This is a genomic window from Microbacterium sp. LjRoot205, from assembly GCF_056175745.1.
This window is the reverse complement of sequence record NZ_JBGFFH010000001.1, coordinates 551,406-568,408: the sequence shown is the minus strand read 5'-3', so window position 1 is coordinate 568,408 and position 17,003 is coordinate 551,406. Positions and strand designations below refer to the sequence as shown.

The 17,003-nt window shown below is 65.0% G+C and carries 17 protein-coding genes; 15 read left to right on the top strand and 2 right to left on the bottom strand.

The window, feature by feature from the left end:
• Positions 1 to 14 precede the first annotated feature (14 nt).
• Both AC04ME_RS02830 and AC04ME_RS02825 read right to left on the bottom strand, forming a co-directional pair.
• A complete protein-coding gene (locus tag AC04ME_RS02830) occupies positions 15 to 1,436 on the bottom strand; it encodes a ferredoxin reductase family protein (protein ID WP_042538265.1) in 1,422 nt (473 codons plus the stop codon).
• A gap of 73 nt (positions 1,437 to 1,509) precedes the next feature.
• Positions 1,510 to 2,226, bottom strand: coding sequence for a VIT1/CCC1 transporter family protein (locus AC04ME_RS02825; RefSeq protein ID WP_136042897.1), 717 nt, complete (start codon positions 2,224 to 2,226; stop codon positions 1,510 to 1,512).
• A gap of 425 nt (positions 2,227 to 2,651) precedes the next feature.
• Here AC04ME_RS02825 and AC04ME_RS02820 point away from each other — a divergent pair, with 425 nt between their 5' ends.
• From AC04ME_RS02820 to AC04ME_RS02750, 15 genes are all read left to right on the top strand, one after another.
• The gene (locus AC04ME_RS02820; protein ID WP_082041040.1) at positions 2,652 to 3,713 is read left to right on the top strand and encodes an alpha/beta fold hydrolase; all 1,062 of its coding nucleotides are present in this window, start codon (positions 2,652 to 2,654) and stop codon (positions 3,711 to 3,713) included.
• 142 nt (positions 3,714 to 3,855) lie between these two features.
• On the top strand, positions 3,856 to 4,221 hold the full coding sequence (locus tag AC04ME_RS02815) for an ArsR/SmtB family transcription factor (RefSeq protein ID WP_042538269.1): 366 nt from the start codon (positions 3,856 to 3,858) through the stop codon (positions 4,219 to 4,221).
• Positions 4,218 to 5,243, top strand: coding sequence for a cation diffusion facilitator family transporter (locus AC04ME_RS02810; protein ID WP_042538271.1), 1,026 nt, complete (start codon positions 4,218 to 4,220; stop codon positions 5,241 to 5,243). The genes AC04ME_RS02815 and AC04ME_RS02810 overlap by 4 nt, the downstream gene beginning before the upstream one ends.
• Before the next feature lie 108 nt (positions 5,244 to 5,351).
• Complete coding sequence (locus AC04ME_RS02805) at positions 5,352 to 5,633, top strand: metal-sensitive transcriptional regulator (RefSeq protein ID WP_042538273.1); 282 nt, start codon at positions 5,352 to 5,354, stop codon at positions 5,631 to 5,633.
• A gap of 32 nt (positions 5,634 to 5,665) precedes the next feature.
• Positions 5,666 to 5,992, top strand: a complete 327-nt coding sequence (locus tag AC04ME_RS02800; RefSeq protein WP_042538275.1) for a heavy-metal-associated domain-containing protein — start codon at positions 5,666 to 5,668, stop codon at positions 5,990 to 5,992.
• Between the two features lie 55 nt (positions 5,993 to 6,047).
• On the top strand, positions 6,048 to 8,168 hold the full coding sequence (locus AC04ME_RS02795; RefSeq protein ID WP_396653629.1) for a heavy metal translocating P-type ATPase: 2,121 nt from the start codon (positions 6,048 to 6,050) through the stop codon (positions 8,166 to 8,168).
• Positions 8,169 to 8,744: 576 nt separating this feature from the next.
• Positions 8,745 to 9,341, top strand: a complete 597-nt coding sequence (locus tag AC04ME_RS02790; RefSeq protein ID WP_042538281.1) for a DUF305 domain-containing protein — start codon at positions 8,745 to 8,747, stop codon at positions 9,339 to 9,341.
• A gap of 147 nt (positions 9,342 to 9,488) precedes the next feature.
• Positions 9,489 to 10,334: a F510_1955 family glycosylhydrolase gene (locus AC04ME_RS02785; RefSeq protein ID WP_042538283.1), complete on the top strand. Its 846-nt coding sequence runs from the start codon at positions 9,489 to 9,491 to the stop codon at positions 10,332 to 10,334.
• A 271-nt stretch (positions 10,335 to 10,605) separates the two neighbouring features.
• Positions 10,606 to 10,941, top strand: coding sequence for a Cd(II)/Pb(II)-sensing metalloregulatory transcriptional regulator CmtR (gene cmtR, locus AC04ME_RS02780; protein WP_074731945.1), 336 nt, complete (start codon positions 10,606 to 10,608; stop codon positions 10,939 to 10,941).
• 206 nt (positions 10,942 to 11,147) lie between these two features.
• Positions 11,148 to 13,028, top strand: coding sequence for a heavy metal translocating P-type ATPase (locus AC04ME_RS02775; RefSeq protein WP_052492874.1), 1,881 nt, complete (start codon positions 11,148 to 11,150; stop codon positions 13,026 to 13,028).
• Positions 13,029 to 13,153: 125 nt separating this feature from the next.
• Entirely contained in the window at positions 13,154 to 13,684 is a 531-nt protein-coding gene (locus AC04ME_RS02770; RefSeq protein WP_136041015.1) for a hypothetical protein, read from the top strand.
• 70 nt (positions 13,685 to 13,754) lie between these two features.
• Positions 13,755 to 14,420: a DsbA family protein gene (locus AC04ME_RS02765; protein ID WP_136041016.1), complete on the top strand. Its 666-nt coding sequence runs from the start codon at positions 13,755 to 13,757 to the stop codon at positions 14,418 to 14,420.
• A complete protein-coding gene (locus AC04ME_RS02760) occupies positions 14,417 to 15,406 on the top strand; it encodes a flavin-containing monooxygenase (RefSeq protein ID WP_308418032.1) in 990 nt (329 codons plus the stop codon). The genes AC04ME_RS02765 and AC04ME_RS02760 overlap by 4 nt, the downstream gene beginning before the upstream one ends.
• 9 nt (positions 15,407 to 15,415) lie before the next feature.
• A complete protein-coding gene (locus tag AC04ME_RS02755; RefSeq protein WP_042538288.1) occupies positions 15,416 to 16,330 on the top strand; it encodes a cation diffusion facilitator family transporter in 915 nt (304 codons plus the stop codon).
• Positions 16,323 to 17,000 (top strand): copper resistance CopC family protein, encoded by a 678-nt coding sequence (locus AC04ME_RS02750; RefSeq protein WP_052492864.1) that lies wholly within the window; start codon positions 16,323 to 16,325, stop codon positions 16,998 to 17,000. The genes AC04ME_RS02755 and AC04ME_RS02750 overlap by 8 nt, the downstream gene beginning before the upstream one ends.
• Positions 17,001 to 17,003: the final 3 nt, after the last annotated feature.

Sequence of the window (17,003 nt, the reverse complement as noted above, 5' to 3'; positions counted from 1 at the left end):
GGCCGTCTCCCTGCTCAGATCGTGAACGATTCGGAATGGATGCGATGGGCGGGGAACCCGGCGCCAACCAGGTCGCGCCTGAGGTCTTTCATCCAGGCCTCACCGCCACAGATGAACACGTCGTGGTCCTTCGGCTCCGGCACGAGATGGCGGAGGAGATCTGCGCCCGACCACGCCTCGTGCGTGGCAGGGATCCAGCTCGACGCGCCGGAAGATCGCGGGCCGATGAACGGCAGGTAGCTCAGGCCACGGGTACTGATGAGGTGAGCGATGGCCTCCTGCCGAAGAGCGTCCTCGGCCGCGGACTCCCGGGTGATAAGCATCGCTTCTCCCGGTCCGTAGCCTTCCGTCTCGAGCAGCGAGACGAGCGGTGCGACCCCGGCGCCTGCGCCGATCATAAGCAGCTTCGTCCCGGTCCTGCGCTCACCGGTCATCTCCCCGTATGGTCCTTCCACGATGACCCTGGTGCCAGGGAGCAGCGCGGTGAGGCGTCGCGTGCCGTCGCCCAGCACACGGGCAGTCAACGTCAGCTCGCTTCCCGGCGCAGCGGAGAGCGAGAACGGGTGCGCGCGAGTCCAGCCTGGTCCATCGAGGAACCGCCAGACGAAGAACTGACCAGCCCTGGCACCGAGCGTCGCGAGGTCGCGACCGGTGACCCGGATGGTGACGCCCCGAGCACCGTCCGCCTCGACCCCCGCCACCCGCAGGGCCCGACGAGTGGACCGCAGCAGCGGCATCCCGATGCGGAAGAGCAGTACCGATCCTGCGGAGAGCGCCCAGATCGACCACCAGTAGACGGTCGCGATCGGTGAGGACAGGAAGTCGGCGCCCGTCCACAGCTGGTGCGGCAGCGCGAGCCCGACGCCCAGGTACGCGTACAGGTGCAGGAGGTGCCAGGACTCGTACCGCAGGTGCCGACGAGCACGCCGGATCGAGGTGACGACCACGAGCAGGATCAGCAGAGTGCCGGCAGTCGCCAGGAGCATGCCGGGGTATTCCCAGATGAAGCTCCACAGCTGGACGAGCGGGTTGATGCCGGCAGCCATCGCGTAGCCCACCGCGAGCAGTGCGATGTGCGCGCCCATCAACCAGAACGACCAGAATCCGACGAAGCGATGCAGCCGCGTGATCCCGTCGCGACCGAATCCGCGCTCGAACAGCGGGACGCGCGCCATCAGCAGCACCTGATAGAGCAGCAGATTCGCCGCGACCAACCCGGTGAGGCGTCCGAGCGTCGTGACGGTCTCGGCGTTGACTCCCAGGACTGCGGTCACTCCACCACAGGCGATCCACAAAGCGACGACGAACAGGCTGGTCGCCCAGATCACCGTGATCGCCGCTGCACGCCAGACCCGCGCGCGGCCATGGGCTGCCCGCCGTGGCTCAGGGGAAGCGGCGGGGACGGAAGCACGCGGTCTCGTCGTCAGAGTGGTCATAGGGGAATCGTGCTGCGCCGACTCTGAGACAGGTCTAAGGAACGGCTCCCGATAGGCAACTCATATCTGTCTCTCAGGCAACGCCACTCGTCCCGAGCAGCGTACCGATCGCGAACGTGACCACCAGCGCGATCGCCCCACCGAGCACCACCCTGATCGTGGGCCTCAGCGCGGGGTTCCCGCCGATCCTCGCGCTCAGGAATCCGGTCAGCGCGAGCGCCAGCAGCACCACCGCGAAAGCGACCGGCACCCGGATCTCGGGAGGCGGGAGCAGTATCGCCAAGAGCGGAAGCAGCGCTCCGAGTGCGAAGGCAAGTGCGGAGGCCCCCGCCGCCGCCCACGGACTGACCACCTGATTCTCCGTGATGCCTAGTTCCGCTTCGAGGTGCGCGGTCAGCGGGTCGTGCGCGGTGAGCTCCTCCGCAACGAGGCGTGCGGTCGCCGGGCTAAGACCTTTCGCCTGATAGATGCCCGCCAGCTCCTCGAGCTCGGTCGCAGGATTATCGGCCAGCTCTCCTCGTTCCTTCTCGATCAGAGCCCGTTGGCTGTCTCGCTGGCTGCTCACCGACACGTACTCCCCGAGCGCCATCGAGATCGCACCGCCGACGAGACCGGCGACACCCGCGGCGAGCAGCGTCGCGGAATCGGTCGTCGCCCCCGCGACACCGACGACGAGCGACGCGACCGACACGATGCCGTCGTTCGCGCCGAGCACTCCGGCTCTGAGCCAGTTGAGCCGCCCAGCGAGATCGCCGCGGTGGGGTTCACCCGGATGCGTCGCCAACATCATCGCCCCGTTCTTTCTCCCGGCGCGGCTATGGAAGGCACATCCCGACGTAGGTCGAGCTCTGCGTGCGCGGAATGCCACTTCGTGAGAGGTCGAGTCATCGGACAAGAGTACGCCCGCCACAAACGCGCCCTCCGCAGCTCGACCGCTAGCAAGTCCGGTCGCGGCACCAACCGAAGGCCCATGCCAGAACGGGGTTCCGGCTCCCGTTAGCGGCGACCGCCCCGGCAACCAAGTGATACCGCGCCGGAAACGATCGTTTTCGGTGGGTTGAACAGAGGCAGTAGCCGTACCAGTCAACAGGCGCTTCCGGCACACCCACCAGACCTCCGCAAAGCGATCTTCAGGTAGGTCCGACCGCCCCTGCCATCGGCGTCGTCGACGGGCTTGCCTGGGACGTTTGACACCCGTTCGAGTTCGAGACCATCATGAACCACAACCCGCCCGCCCCTCGGCTTAGCCGAAATGTCGCTATCCATTCAGTAGACCTTCCGCGTCCGATCGATAGAGAGGTAAATGGGATGGCATCGAGATCGAAGACGACGGCAGCACGGTGCGTTGTCGGGACCGCTCTGGGCGCAGCGGTCGCATTGTGGGGAGGGACTCACCTGCTCTCCCGCCGACGGGCGCGCTGGCGTCCCGGCGCGGGAGTGGTGTCGCGGCACGGTCCACTCAGCATCCGAACATTCGGCGACGGTGACCCGATCGTGGTCTTGCTGCCCGGAATCGCCGCAAGCGGATCGTTCTACGGTGCCGCCTTCGATCAGCTCGGTGACATCGCCACCGTCCTCGTGATCGACCCGCTCGGGTTCGGCCAATCGATGGTCGAACCCGACGGCGATGCTCTATTCGGAATCTCCGATCATCAGAACGCGATCATCGATGTGCTGTCTTCTTCCCCTTTAGCATCTCGCCCGGTGACCCTGGTCGGCCACTCGATGGGCGCCTCCCTCGCGATCATCACCGCCGCCGCCGCCGCCGACACCGCGATCACCATTGCAGGGGTGATCGCCTTCGACGCCCCCCTGTTCGTGTCAGAGCAGGAAGCCCGGCAACGAATCTCGGGCATGGGCTGGTTCGAAACCCTGCTGGCCAGCGGTCCGATCGCCCATCTGGTCTGCTCATGGATGTGCCGCCATCGGCGATTCGCCTCCTATGCCGCCATCGCGGTGAACCCATCACTGCCCATAACCGTGGCCAGAGACGGTGTCAGGCACACATGGCTGTCGTACTCCGGCGCCCTGAACTCGATCGTGATGTCGGATGACTGGTTACCCGCACTGGAGGCCCTGGGGCGGCGCAACATCGCCGTCCTCCTTGTCAACGGCACCGATGACCCCGTGCCGGTGCCCGGACTGGCCGATCGGCTCGCACGCTCCTATCCGAACCTCACCGTCTCGACTCATCGGGGTGGACACCAGCTTCCACTGAGTGATCCCGACTGGTGCGCCGAGACCGTGGCAAGGGCGATCAACGGCGACCCGTCCTGAAAAGCAAGCGTATTGAGGGATGTGCGAGAGACATCCTGCCTGACGGGCATCGGACAAGCCGCGGGCCACATCGAGAATCGGTCCCCGAAGGCGATCTCGAGCTGCTGCCAGCGCTGATGCAGAGATGTCGTAGTATCTGCGTATGAGTGCAGATACGCAAGGATGTGGGTATCGGCCGGATAGTTCCTTCGTTGAGCTGGCGGTGGAAGTGTTTGGGATGCTCGCGGATGCAACACGGGTGCGGATCATTCTCGCTCTTCAGGAAGCCTCGGAACTGTCGGTGAACAGCCTCGCCGACGCGGTTGGCAAGTCACCAGCCGCGGTATCGCAGCACCTGGCGAAACTTCGTCTGGCTCGCATCGTCTCCACCCGTCAGGACGGGCAAAGGGTCTTCTACCGGCTAGACAACGAGCACGCATCCCGACTGGTCGCGGACGCCATCTTCCAAGCCGAACACTCCCTGGGTGGCACACCCCGACACCATCATGCGGATCGGGCGAGCGAATGAGTCCGACCCACGATCACTCGCACGGCGGGCACCACGACCACGGCGCCCCGCACGCACACCATGACCACCCGACCGGCATCAAGGGGTTCTTCTACGGACTCTTCGTGCCCCACTCCCATGACGCGGCAGATTCCATCGATGATGCGTTGGAGGCGAACCGGTCAGGCATCCGTGCTCTGAAGATCAGCCTTCTGATCCTGCTGGTCACAACCGTCCTTCAGGCTGTCGTGGTCATCTTCAGCGGTTCCGTCGCGCTCTTGGCTGATACCGTCCATAATTTCTCCGACGCGCTCACCGCTGTTCCTTTGTGGGTTGCCTTCATCCTCGGCCGGCGTGCAGCCTCGCGCCGCTACACCTACGGGCTCGGCCGTGCCGAAGATCTCGCGGGGCTGTTCATCGTTTTCGTGGTCGCCCTCTCCGCAATCGCCGCCGCCTGGCAATCCATCCACCGCATCCTGAACCCGCAGCCCCTCACAAACATCGGCTGGGTCATCGCCGCGGGCATCATCGGATTCCTCGGCAACGAGATCGTCGCCGTCTACCGCATCCGAGTCGGGCAGCGAATCGGCTCCGCCGCCCTTGTTGCCGACGGCATCCATGCCCGCACAGACGGATTCACCTCACTCGCCGTCGTGGCCGGCGGGATCGGCGTGCTCCTCGGCTTCCCTCTGGCAGATCCCATCGTCGGCCTGGTCATCTCGGTCGCGATCTTCGTCCTCCTCATCGGAACGGTCCGCAGCGTCGGACGGCGCCTGCTGGACGGCGTCGAACCAGAACTCGTCGACAAGGTTGCGCACGCCCTCGATCATGTCGACGGCATCACCGCTGTCGACCGCATCAGACTCCGCTGGAACGGACATCGCCTGGAAGGCGACGCGATCCTCGCTGTCGACGCGCACGCCACCCGTGAACGGGTAGATGAAGTCACTGAGCGCGCACGCCGAAGTGTCCACTCCCACCTCCCCAACCTGGATGAGTTTCTTGTCAGCACCCGCAGCTCGATGGCCACAAGCAACACCTGATCCAGAGTCCGCACAGGGGTGACGAAGCTCACGCCTGAGGTCGGTCCGACCCGCGGGAATGATCTGCGTGCCATTGTGTTGGATACCCCCAGGGGGTATCTTGGAAGTATGAACGGCTACGAGAACAACAAGGCTGATCTGCGTAAGCGGTTGAACCGTGTCGAGGGTCAGGTGCGGGGTATCGCGCGGATGGTCGACGACGACAAGTGCTGCATCGACATCCTCACGCAGGTCTCTGCGGCGACGAAGGCTCTCGAAACGGTCGCATTGTCGCTCTTGGGGGACCATCTCAGTCATTGCGTCGCCCAGGCGAGTACCGAGGGCGGCGAGGTTGCGGCAGAGAAGGTCCGCGAGGCCAACGAAGCAATCGCCCGTCTTGTCCGTTCATGACCACCACGTCTGCTGAATTGAAGGAGCGCACCATGACTGATCGCATCGAACTCGGACTCAAGGACGCATCCGCCGACGGTTGCGCCTGCTGCGCTGTCCCATCGACCACCGAGGTATCCGTTTCGGGTGTGTCTCTGGTGTCGGAGGAGATTCTGGTTGCCGGGATGACGTGCTCGCATTGCGTATCCAGCGTCAGCGACGAGCTGAGCACTGTCGACGGTGTCGAATCCGTCACCATCGACCTGAACGCTGGCGCCACCTCCCGGGTGACCATCCACAGTGCCGCACCCGTCGATCACGCCGCCGTGAAGGCTGCGGTCGAAGAGGCCGGCTACACGCTCGCGACCGGCCAGGCCTGAGCGGCTATCTGTCTGCGCCCGGCTTGACCCGGGCGCATCCGAGCAAGGAGTTCCGATGAGCCAGCACGACGAGCACACCAATCAGGCCGCGCACCCCAATCACGGCGGGTTCCCTACCACGGAGCACGACCACGCGGCGATGAGCCACGAGCACGGTGCTTCTCAAGAGCACGCCGGTCAGGAGGGCCACGGTGGGCACGCTGGCCATGCCGATCATGTGGGCCAGTTCCGGCGGTTGTTCTGGATCATGCTGGTCCTCGCGGTCCCGGTTGTCGGGTTCTCGATGATGTTCTCGATGCTGCTCGGATACCCGCTGCCAGACGCCCCGTGGGTCGGGTGGGTGTCTCCGGTTCTCGGAACGGTCATGTATGTGTGGGGTGGGGCGCCGTTCCTCACCGGCGCGGTGAGTGAACTCCGTGCGCGTAAGCCCGGGATGATGCTGCTGATCGCGCTCGCGATCACGGTGGCATTCTTGGCGTCGTGGGGTGCGAGCCTGGGTGTGCTGCATCACGAGCTCGACTTCTGGTGGGAACTCGCGCTGCTCATCGTGATCATGCTGCTCGGTCACTGGATCGAGATGCGCTCCCTCGCCCAGACGACGTCAGCGTTGGATTCTTTGGCCGCGCTGCTCCCCGACGAGGCGGAGAAGGTGGAAGGCGACACGACGGTCACGGTCGCCCCGGCCGACCTGTTGGTGGGGGATGTTGTGGTGGTTCGCCCCGGCGGCCGGGTCCCCGCGGACGGGCGGATCGTGCAGGGCTCGGCCAGCATGGACGAGTCGATGATCACCGGAGAGTCCCGGCCCGTGCGCCGCAGCGACGGCGACCAGGTCATCGCCGGCACGGTCGCGACCGATTCTGGTGTGCGGGTGGAGATCACCGCGATCGGTGAGGACACTGCTCTCGCGGGAATCCAGAAACTCGTCACCGAAGCGCAGAGTTCGTCGTCGCGCGCGCAGCGGCTCGCGGATAAGGCTGCGGGGTGGTTGTTCTGGTTCGCACTGGGCGCTGCCGCGATCACCGCCGTTGTCTGGACGATCGTCGGTCAGCCTGACGCGGCCGTCATCCGCACGATCACCGTGCTGGTGATCGCCTGCCCGCATGCTCTGGGCCTGGCGATCCCACTCGTCGTGTCGATCGCAACCGAGCGGGCCGCTCGCGGTGGCGTCCTGATCAAGGATCGTCTCGCGCTGGAGAGCATGCGCACGGTCGACACCGTCCTGTTCGACAAGACCGGCACCCTCACCAAGGGCACCCCCGCCGTTACTGCAATCGATCCTGTCCTGGAGACTGACCCTGACCAGCTGCTGGCATGGGCCGCCGCGGCAGAGGCGGATTCCGAGCACCCCCTCGCTCGCGCGATCGTAAACGCGGCGAAGGACAAGACTCTCCGTGTCCCGTCCTCGTCGGACTTCGAGTCGTCCCCGGCGGTCGGGGTGCGTGCGCGTGTCGATGGACACGTCGTGCAGGTCGGTGGCCCGTATATGCTCGAGCAGGAGAACGCCCATGAGCTGCCTGTTGCCGACGAGTGGCGTCACGAGGGTGCGATCATCCTCCACGTGCTCGTCGACGGGCAGGTCGCGGGCGCACTGCGCCTCGCGGATGAGATCCGGTCGGAGTCGCGTCACGCGGTCGATGCTCTCCATGAGCGTGGTGTGCAGGTGGTCATGATCACCGGTGACGCTGACGCGGTCGCCGCATCGGTGGCGGGCGATCTGGGTATCGACCGGTACTTCGCGGGAGTGCGGCCGGAGGACAAGGCCTCGAAGGTGAAAGAGCTGCAGAGCGAAGGCCGCAAGGTCGCAATGGTCGGTGACGGCGTGAACGACGCCCCTGCGCTCGCGCAGGCGGATGTCGGGATTGCGATCGGTGCGGGTACGGACGTCGCGATCGCTTCGGCGGGCGTGATCCTCGCCAGCGACGACCCCCGGTCCGTGATCTCCGTAATCGAGCTGTCGCGGGCCAGCTACCAGAAGATGAAGCAGAACCTCTGGTGGGCCGCCGGGTACAACCTCCTCTCCGTCCCGCTCGCGGCTGGCGTGCTCGCACCCATCGGGTTTGTGCTTCCGATGTCCGTGGGGGCGGTGTTGATGTCGCTGTCCACGATCGTTGTCGCTTTGAACGCGCAGCTGCTGCGCCGGCTGAACCTGAGCCCGGACGCCGTCGTCAACGAGTAGGCGCATGGGCGGCGGCGACGTACCCTGGAGGAAAGAGAGGTGGGACGGTGTTGATCACGATTGCACGGCGCGTGCATGACCAGCGCACGCTCACCCGCACTCTCCTCACCGTCGTCGCCGTCGCTCTCTCCGTCATCTTCGGACTCTTAGCGATGCATTCGATGAACACGCACTCGATGCCCTCCGGGCACAGTGAGACCATCACCGTCACGCCCGCTTCTGCCGACGTTCACCCTGCACCCATGCCTGGGGAAGACGCAGCGATCGACGGGGCGGGATGTGCCACGTGTTCTGACGATCCAGGTATGGCGTGGATGGCCTGCGTACTCGCGCTCCTCATCGCCGTCGTGCTGCTTGCGCGACCGTCCGCCTGGTCGCGAGCCCTTGGACGCTCCCCGGGAGCGCCCGTATCGCTCCTGAGCCTCCGAGATTCGTTGCATCCACTGCGGCCCCCATCCCTCACCGTTCTCTGCATCAGTCGCACGTGATGGACGCGCTACCCGCATTCTGCGGGTAACGCCCTTCGCCCAGCCTGTCTCGCTGGGTGCCATCATCGACTCTTGGAGAGAACTCATCATGAAGACCCGTTTTGCGGCGACTGCCGCGCTCACCCTCGTTGCGTTGCTTGGACTCGCCGGCTGCGCCGGAACCACGTCCGGCGGCGGCGATATGCCCGGCATGGACCACGAGAGCAGCAGCTCCGCCCCGGCATCCGCGGACGCCAACGATGCCGACATCATGTTCGCCAGCATGATGAAAGAACACCACGCTCAGGCCATCGACATGTCTGACATGCTCCTCAGCAAGAACGGCGTCGACGCACGTGTCGTCGCTCTCGCTGAAGAGATCAAGGCCGCGCAGGAACCCGAGATCCAGAAGATGGATCAGTGGCTCGAAGAGTGGGGCGCTGACACCGCCGACATGGAGGGCATGGATCACAGCGGCGGCATGATGTCCGACGAGGACATGCAGGCTCTCGAAGATGCCACCGGTGCGGACGCCAGCCGCCTGTTCCTCGAGCAGATGATCCAGCACCACGAGGGTGCCGTCGAGATGGCCCAGGAAGAGGTCGACAACGGTCAGAACAGCGACGCGGTCGCTCTGGCCGAAACGATCATCGAGGCGCAGACCACGGAGATCGCCACGATGGAAGACCTCCTCGCCACGCTCTGATTCACGCCTGGGGTGCGGGATTCCTCCCGCACCCCTCGGCTGGCTCTTCCCCGCAGCTCTCGCCATCACACCGGTGACGCCACGCTGCGTGTCTCATTCGCGCACCCCGGGTGCGTACCCGCACGCACTTCTTCAAGTCGGAGCCATATGAACCGCTACTCACCCCTACCCGCTTTTGCGATCGCTCTTATAGCCGTCACCGCCACCGGATGCGCCGCACCACAAACCTCCGGCACCGATGCGGTTCCCCCCGTCATCGAACACATTCACGGTGTCGCCGCTGACCCAAACAGTGAGAACCTCTTCGTAGCCACCCACGGGGGAATCTTCACCCTCACACCCGAAGGTGCGCTCGCCGGTCCCATCGGAGGCTACGACTTCGATGCGATGGGATTCACCGTCCTCGACGATGCCCTCTTAGCATCCGGACACCCGGGCACGCAGACACCCGCAGAGCTCGGCTCCCCAAACCTGGGCGTCATTCGCAGTGACGACTTCGGCGAAACCTGGTCACCGATCGCTCTCACCGGCACTACGGACTTCCATACCCTCACCGCTGGACCGGACGGCACTCTCTACGGGATCGCTTCTGACGGGGTCGACCTGCTCATCAGCACTGACAACGGTCGCGAATGGAACCGCGGCGCCACACTTGCCGCGGCAGACCTCGCAGCCACCAACGACGGTCTCTACGCGGCGGCAGAAGAAGGACTACTTCTCAGCACCGATAACGGCGCCAGCTTCGCCCCCGTCGCGGACGCCCCACTGCTCTACGCCCTCGACGTCCGACCCGACGGCACGCTCGCAGGAGTCGGAACGGACGGCGCCCTCTGGTCTCAGAACACCGAAGGAACATGGCAGCGCCTCGACCCCCTCCAAGGGGCCGCCCAGGCCTTCACCGCGATCGGTGACGACAGCTTCGTTGTGGTCGATGACCGCGGCATCGTCCAGATCGCACCCGATGACACGACCGTCCTCGCCCCCGTCCGGTAGGTGGCTCACACCAGAACGGTCGCCATGATCAGCGCTGCAACCTCTCCGGACGCATGCCGGTCTTCATCGCCTGCGCCACGGTCCTCGCCATATCGAGCTTCCACCTCATCGGAGCTTTCACGGCACTCCCGGGGGGGGTATCAACCGCACTATGGGTGAGTCTATTCTCGACCGGCAAGCGCTAGAAAGTTCACAGACGCGAAGCAGAGGCGGTTCCCCGACGGTCAGCCCAGGCCGCATGATTGGTCAGCTTGGCCTGTATAGTCATCGTGTGCTGACTATTGCTTCTCGTCTTGATGTGATGAACCGTCTCGGTCGCGCGATGGCAGACCCGTCGCGCTCGCGGATCCTTCTTGCGCTCTTGAATGTGCCTGGCTATCCAGCTGAGCTCGCTCGCGAACTGGATCTCACACGTACGAATGTCTCCAATCATCTGACGTGCCTGCGCGGGTGCGGTCTGGTTGTTGCGACCCCGGAAGGCCGGCGCACGCGTTACGAGATCGCGGACCCGCATCTCGCAGTGGGCCTACGACACATGCTGGAAGCGGTCGTCGCCGTTGACGAGGGTTTTCCGTGCACGGACGAGAAGTGTGAGTGCTGCGCATGAGTGAAGAGTGCTGCGGCCCAGACGAGCCCCGGAAGGCTCGCACGATTCAGCGCGTTGAGTTGACGCGTTCCCACAGGACGGGAGACGCATGTTGCGAGCCCGACCCGGTGCGAAATGCCACGTCCTCCGAGGCCCATGAGGAAGGCGATGCTTGCTGCGGACCGGCGCTGCCGTCCAAGGCAGGCGTGGATGACGATGAGATCGAGGTGCGTCCGCCGTGGTGGCGCGACATCGCGCTACTGCCGTCCGCGCTGTCGGGCCTTTTCCTGGTCGCCGGGTACGCGTTCGAGTGGGCGGGTATCGAAATCCCCGCGCTTGTGCTGCAATGGGCTGCTCTGCTGACCGGCGCCTACACCTTCGTTCCTGGTGCGATCCGCCGGTTGATCCGGGGTCGACTTGGCGTCGGGCTGCTGATGACGATTGCCGCGATCGGTGCGGTTCTGCTCGGCCATGTCGGTGAGGCTGCGACCTTGGCGTTCCTGTTTTCGCTGGCGGAGGCTCTCGAGGACCGTGCGATGGATCGGGCGAAAGAGGGTCTGCGTGCCCTGCTGTCCCTGATCCCGGAGACCGTGCGTGTCTCTCGTCTCGCCGGCGACACGACGATCCCGGCCGCGGATGTCCGTGAGCTCGATATCCTCATCGTTGGAGCAGGCGAGCGTGTTGCCACCGATGGTGTTGTTGTCGAAGGGCGTTCGAGCCTGGACACATCCGCGATCACCGGTGAGTCCATCCCGGTCGACGTGCATCCCGGCACTGCGGTCGCGGCGGGCTCGGTGAACGGTGCATCGACGCTGCGGATCGAGGCGACCGCGGACGGGCGCGACAACTCGCTCACCCAGATCGTGTCCCTCGTGGAGCAGGCCCACGCCCGCAAGGGCGACCGCGCGCGGCTTGCTGACCGGATCGCCCGCCCCCTCGTCCCCGTGGTGCTGATCGCCGCGGCCCTTGTCGCCGTGTTCGGATTCATCGTCGGAGATCCGTCGACCTGGATCGAGCGTGCACTCGTCGTCCTCGTCGCCGCGTCTCCTTGTGCTCTTGCGATCGCGGTGCCGGTCACGGTGATCAGCGCCATCGGGTCCGCGTCGAAGTTCGGCGTCGTGATCAAGTCCGGGGAAGCGTTCGAGCAGCTCGGCACCATCCAGGCGGTGGCGCTGGACAAGACCGGTACCCTCACCCGCAACGAGCCGGCCGTCGTCGACGTGCGCCCCGCAGCCGGCATCTCACGGGACGAGCTGTTGACCTGGGCGGGAGCAGTCGAAGAGACAAGCAGCCACCCGCTCGCCGCCGCGATCACCACGGCCGCCCCCGGCGCAGCTGGAGCCGTGGACGTCGTCGAAGACGCCGGCCACGGCATCACCGGCCGCGTCAACGGCACCCTGGTCCGCGTCGGCAACGTCCGGTGGCTCGCCCCCGGAGTCCTCCACTCGGCCGCTGATGAGATGGCCGAAGACGGCATGACCGTGGTCGTCGTTGAAGCCGAGGGCGAGATTGCCGGGCTCATCGGCATCCGCGACGAGCTGCGCCCTGAATCCGCCGCAACCGTGCGACTGCTGCAGGATGCCGGTATCGGGATCACGATGCTCACCGGGGACAACGAACGCACCGCCCGCGCGATTGCGGCACAGGCGGGCATCACCGACGTCCGCGCAGAGCAGCTCCCTGCGGACAAGGCCACGGTCATCGAACAACTCGCCGCCGCGCGCCCGACAGCCATGGTCGGTGACGGCATCAACGACGCCCCCGCCCTCGCGACCGCCACCGTCGGTATCGCCATGGGGCTGAAGGGCTCGGCTGCTGCCATCGAGTCTGCCGACGTCGCCTTTACCGGGAACGATCTCCGATTGATCCCCGGCGCGCTCGCGCACGCTCGTCGCGGTCGCCGGATCATGACCGCCAACATCGTGCTCGCCTTGGCGATCATCCTCGTGTTGTTCCCGCTCGCCCTCTTCGGCGTGCTCGGGCTTGCCGGTGTAGTTCTCGTGCACGAGATCGCGGAAGTGTTCGTCATCCTCAACGGGGTGCGCGCGGCGCGGCGCCCTGCTGCCCTGCGGTCACCTGCCGCAACCTCCGTACCCGCCCAGGTCTGAACCATCCCGCTTCGACGGCACTACCCCGCTCCCACGGAGCCACTTTCGAAGGCCCCGAAATCAACTGGGTTGCTCGGTTGTGGGACGCGGACGCTGACAGTAACTTCAGTTTGACCTTCGGGCGCGTGGCTCTCGGGTTCGCAACAGATCTTGATTGGTGGGGCTGGTACCATCCTGAGGTCATGGTCGTCCAAGGTCGCATTCGCAATAGCGACAGCCGCGCCGACGAGTTCATGATAACGAAGATCATTACGGCCCTCGGATTGGCACTTCTTCTCATCGTCGGAGCGTGGCCGGGCGGCCATCGTGACGCGACGGATGCGACTGCGTATCTGAGCACGACATCCTCGTCGTCACTAGGTACGTCTTCTGCTGGCCCTGTCGCGGCGGGTTCGGGTGAAAGCGGTGTCGGCGCAACTGCGGAACATGTCGTGGCTGGGGATACTGCGAACGACATCATGATCGGCGTCGCCGGGTGCCTCTTGGGTATCCTCTGCTGCTTCTTGGTGCTCATCGTCACGCGGATCTTCCGCCGTCACGTCCCCTCTTCTCGCGTTCGTGAACGTTTGCCGCGCGCACCATCACTGGCGGCCATGACGGGGCGCCTGTTCGTATTGCCTCCTTCTCTCACACAGCTTTCTCTGTCGCGAACCTGATCTGGCGGCGCCATCTCTTCGATGGCGCTCCCCTGGTCGTCCTCGTTCGTTGTGTGTGTCTGGAGTGTCTATGAAATCTTCTATGAAAGCGGTACTTGTCACCGTGGCTCTCGCCGTGGTGTTGCTGATCGTTGCGCTGGTGTTCGTCCTTGTCAATCAGAGTCGAGCTGCCGCACCCGAGACGGGGGCCGCTGATGGTCCACAGGTCGTCCGTGAGAACTCGCATGTCCTCGATGACGGAGGAGATGGGGCGGTGACGGTGGTCGAGTTCCTCGATTTCGAGTGCGAGGCCTGCGGTGCTTTTTATCCCCTCGTCGAGGATCTCCGTGGCAAGTTCGATGGCGAGATCACGTACGTGATCCGCTACTTCCCGTTGCCGGGTCATCTCAACTCGAAGAATGCCGCGATCGCTGCCGAAGCCGCAGCGCAGCAGGGACGGCTGGAAGAGATGTATCACCGCCTGTTCGAGACGCAGTCTCAATGGGGTGAGGCTCAAGAGTCTCGTGCGGACCTGTTCCGGGGATTTGCGGAGGAACTCGGATTGGATATGGCCGCGTTCGATGATGCGGTCGCTGATCCGGCGACTGCAGAACGGGTCCAGTTCGATCTAGACGAGGGTGAGCAGCTCGGTGTCAGCAGTACCCCCTCGTTCTTCATCGATGGGGAGCCTGTCGTGCTGGAGACGTGGAATGACCTGGAGGACACCATTGAAGCCGCGGTGAACGGTGCTGAATGATGGCGCGTTCGCTATCGCACCGTCGCGTCATCATCGTCGGCGCCGGGCACTCCGGGTTGGCGACAGCCGCCGCACTCAGGTCCTCCGGGCTTGAGCCGCAGAAGGACTTCGTGATCATCGATTCTGCACCTCCCGGTCGACGAAGCTGGGCCACACGGTGGCAGTCGATGAAGCTACGCAGCGCGGCCCGCCACAGTGTCGTCCGCGGGTTTCCTTTCCCGGGCGATGGAGACCGTTATCCGAGTAAGGATGAGATGTCCGATTACCTGTCTTCGGTGGAGAACGCCCTCGGTGTGAAGACCGTGTGGGGCACTCGTGCTCTTGGAATCACCCGGTTGGGCGACGGATCCACACTGCATCTGTCGACCTCCGCCGGGGAAGTGCAAACCCGAAATGTGGTCTGTGCAACGGGAGCTGCCGCGGTGCCGCGCGTGCCGGGCTGGCGCCTGGAACTGGCAGTACCCGGTGTTGTGCTGCATTCCAGCCAGTACCTCTATCCCGCCCAGATACCTCCCGGCCGCGTGTTGATCGTTGGCGGTGGATTCAGCGGAGTGGAGATTGCAGAAGAGCTCGCTTCCTCCCACGACGTCACCCTCTCCACTCGAGCGGAATCCTCAGAGGTGTCGGAGCGGCCCATCTGGTCGAGGCTGCGACGTCGGGGTCCGATGTCTGAGTCACGCCCCCGCGTAGCTTCGACAGACGTCACTCATGCCGCCGCCGTGACGGAGGTACACGGAGACACCGTGATGTTCGCCGATGGGGCGTCCGTGAAGCCGCATTCCGTGATCCTTGCGACCGGGTACAGGCCGGCGGACGCATGGCTGCCCGATTCGGAGCCGCCCGGGCAGCCTTTGCACGTCAATGCACGCATCCCGGGACTGTTCACTGTTGGCATGCCGCGTTACTCCCGGGCAGATGCGGGCACCCTCGCTGGGGCGGGTCGTGATGCGGCGATCGTCGCCCGGCACATCGTTGGACGGCCGTAAAGGAGCACCATGACAGACACAGGGCACAGTCACGGTATCGGTGACGCCACTCCCCGCAATCGCCTGGTCATCGCGTTCGCGATCACCTCTTCGGTCTTCATCGTCGAAGTGATCGGCGCAATCATCACAGGCAGCCTCGCACTGCTTGTTGATGCGGCGCACATGCTCACCGATGTCGTCGGGTTGGCGATGGCCGTCACCGCTGCGCATCTGATGAATCGTCCCCCGACTCCCAAGTACACCTTCGGTCTTCGACGCACGGAGGTTCTCGGTGCGCTCGCTCAAGCAACTTTGCTGCTCGGGGTGGGCATCTTCGCGCTCGTGGAAGGCGTACGGCGGCTGTTCGAGCCCCCTGAGATCGCATCGGGGAGTCTGCTGTTCTTCGGCATCGTCGGTCTCGTCGCCAACATCGCCTCCATGCTCGTATTGTTCAGCGGCCGCGGACGCAATCTCAACATGCGCGCCGCGTTCCTCGAGGTCGTCAACGATGCCCTCGGTTCCGTCGGCGTCATCGCCAGCGCCATCCTCATCGCCGTTTTCGGTTGGTATCAGGCGGACGCCGTCGCGGGCGTCTTGATCGCGCTGCTCATCATTCCCCGCACTCTTATCCTGTTGCGAGCATCCGGTCGGGTGCTGTTGGAGTCCACACCCGCCGGCCTCGACCTCGAGGATGTCCGCCGCCACATCCTTGCCCTTCCGCACGTGGTCGCGGTGCACGACCTTCACGCGACCCAAGTCTCGACCGACCTCCCCACGCTCACCGCCCATGTCGTGGTCGATGACACCGTCACGATGGAAGCTTCCGCCGCATTGCTGACATCACTTCAGCAATGCGTCAACGAGCACTTCGCCGTGAGCATCGAACACTCCACCTTCCAGATCGAACCCGAATCCCACCCCGGAGAGCACGACACCCATGCATAAACGCCTCTCGGCACGTATCACAGCCCTCGCCGCCGCCGCCCTGATGGTGTCGGCATCCGTCGTGCTGGGGACCACAGCCCCGGCCGCCGCTCACGACGAGTTCGTCTCGGCGTACCCCGACGCCGACTCGGCCGTCGACGGCTCTCCCGACGAGATCTCTCTGATGTTCACCGGGCTGCTTCCGGATGGTGACGGCGCAACAGTCATCGACGTGGTCGATGAAACCGGAGCAAACGTCGCAGTCGACGCCCCCCAGGCGACCGATGACGTTATCACGCAGCACCTCTCCCCGGACGCCGCGACCGGTGTCTTCACTGTCCGATGGAAGACCGTCTCCGCCGATGGGCATCCGATCAGCGGAGAGTACGTGTACACCGTCAGACCCGCGACGGACACGGGATCCGGCACAACCACCGCAAGCCCCACCCCTGAAGCCTCACCACAGAGCAGCGAAGAAACGGAAACCGCATCGCCGGCACAAACGTACGGCGGCACACCATCCGGAGGCGGTGCCTTCGAAATGCTGCCCCTATTCTTCCTCTCCGGTTTGGCTATCATCCTGGGGGTCGGGGTTGTGGGCGTGATGATGGCCGGGCGCCGCCGTCACCAGCGGGATCGCGCCGAAGTTGCTGAGGATGCCGCGGCCGCGGGGGAAGACGCCGATGCGTGATCG

Excerpts from the sequence above, each read along its gene's own strand:
- AC04ME_RS02830 (WP_042538265.1), bottom strand. The coding sequence starts at position 1,436 with ATGACCACTCTGACGACGAGACCGCGTGCTTCCGTCCCCGCCGCTTCC.
- AC04ME_RS02825 (WP_136042897.1), bottom strand. The coding sequence starts at position 2,226 with ATGATGTTGGCGACGCATCCGGGTGAACCCCACCGCGGCGATCTCGCT.
- AC04ME_RS02820 (WP_082041040.1), top strand. The coding sequence starts at position 2,652 with ATGAACCACAACCCGCCCGCCCCTCGGCTTAGCCGAAATGTCGCTATC.
- AC04ME_RS02815 (WP_042538269.1), top strand. The coding sequence starts at position 3,856 with ATGAGTGCAGATACGCAAGGATGTGGGTATCGGCCGGATAGTTCCTTC.
- AC04ME_RS02810 (WP_042538271.1), top strand. The coding sequence starts at position 4,218 with ATGAGTCCGACCCACGATCACTCGCACGGCGGGCACCACGACCACGGC.
- AC04ME_RS02805 (WP_042538273.1), top strand. The coding sequence starts at position 5,352 with ATGAACGGCTACGAGAACAACAAGGCTGATCTGCGTAAGCGGTTGAAC.
- AC04ME_RS02800 (WP_042538275.1), top strand. The coding sequence starts at position 5,666 with ATGACTGATCGCATCGAACTCGGACTCAAGGACGCATCCGCCGACGGT.
- AC04ME_RS02795 (WP_396653629.1), top strand. The coding sequence starts at position 6,048 with ATGAGCCAGCACGACGAGCACACCAATCAGGCCGCGCACCCCAATCAC.
- AC04ME_RS02790 (WP_042538281.1), top strand. The coding sequence starts at position 8,745 with ATGAAGACCCGTTTTGCGGCGACTGCCGCGCTCACCCTCGTTGCGTTG.
- AC04ME_RS02785 (WP_042538283.1), top strand. The coding sequence starts at position 9,489 with ATGAACCGCTACTCACCCCTACCCGCTTTTGCGATCGCTCTTATAGCC.
- AC04ME_RS02765 (WP_136041016.1), top strand. The coding sequence starts at position 13,755 with ATGAAATCTTCTATGAAAGCGGTACTTGTCACCGTGGCTCTCGCCGTG.
- AC04ME_RS02760 (WP_308418032.1), top strand. The coding sequence starts at position 14,417 with ATGATGGCGCGTTCGCTATCGCACCGTCGCGTCATCATCGTCGGCGCC.
- AC04ME_RS02755 (WP_042538288.1), top strand. The coding sequence starts at position 15,416 with ATGACAGACACAGGGCACAGTCACGGTATCGGTGACGCCACTCCCCGC.
- AC04ME_RS02750 (WP_052492864.1), top strand. The coding sequence starts at position 16,323 with ATGCATAAACGCCTCTCGGCACGTATCACAGCCCTCGCCGCCGCCGCC.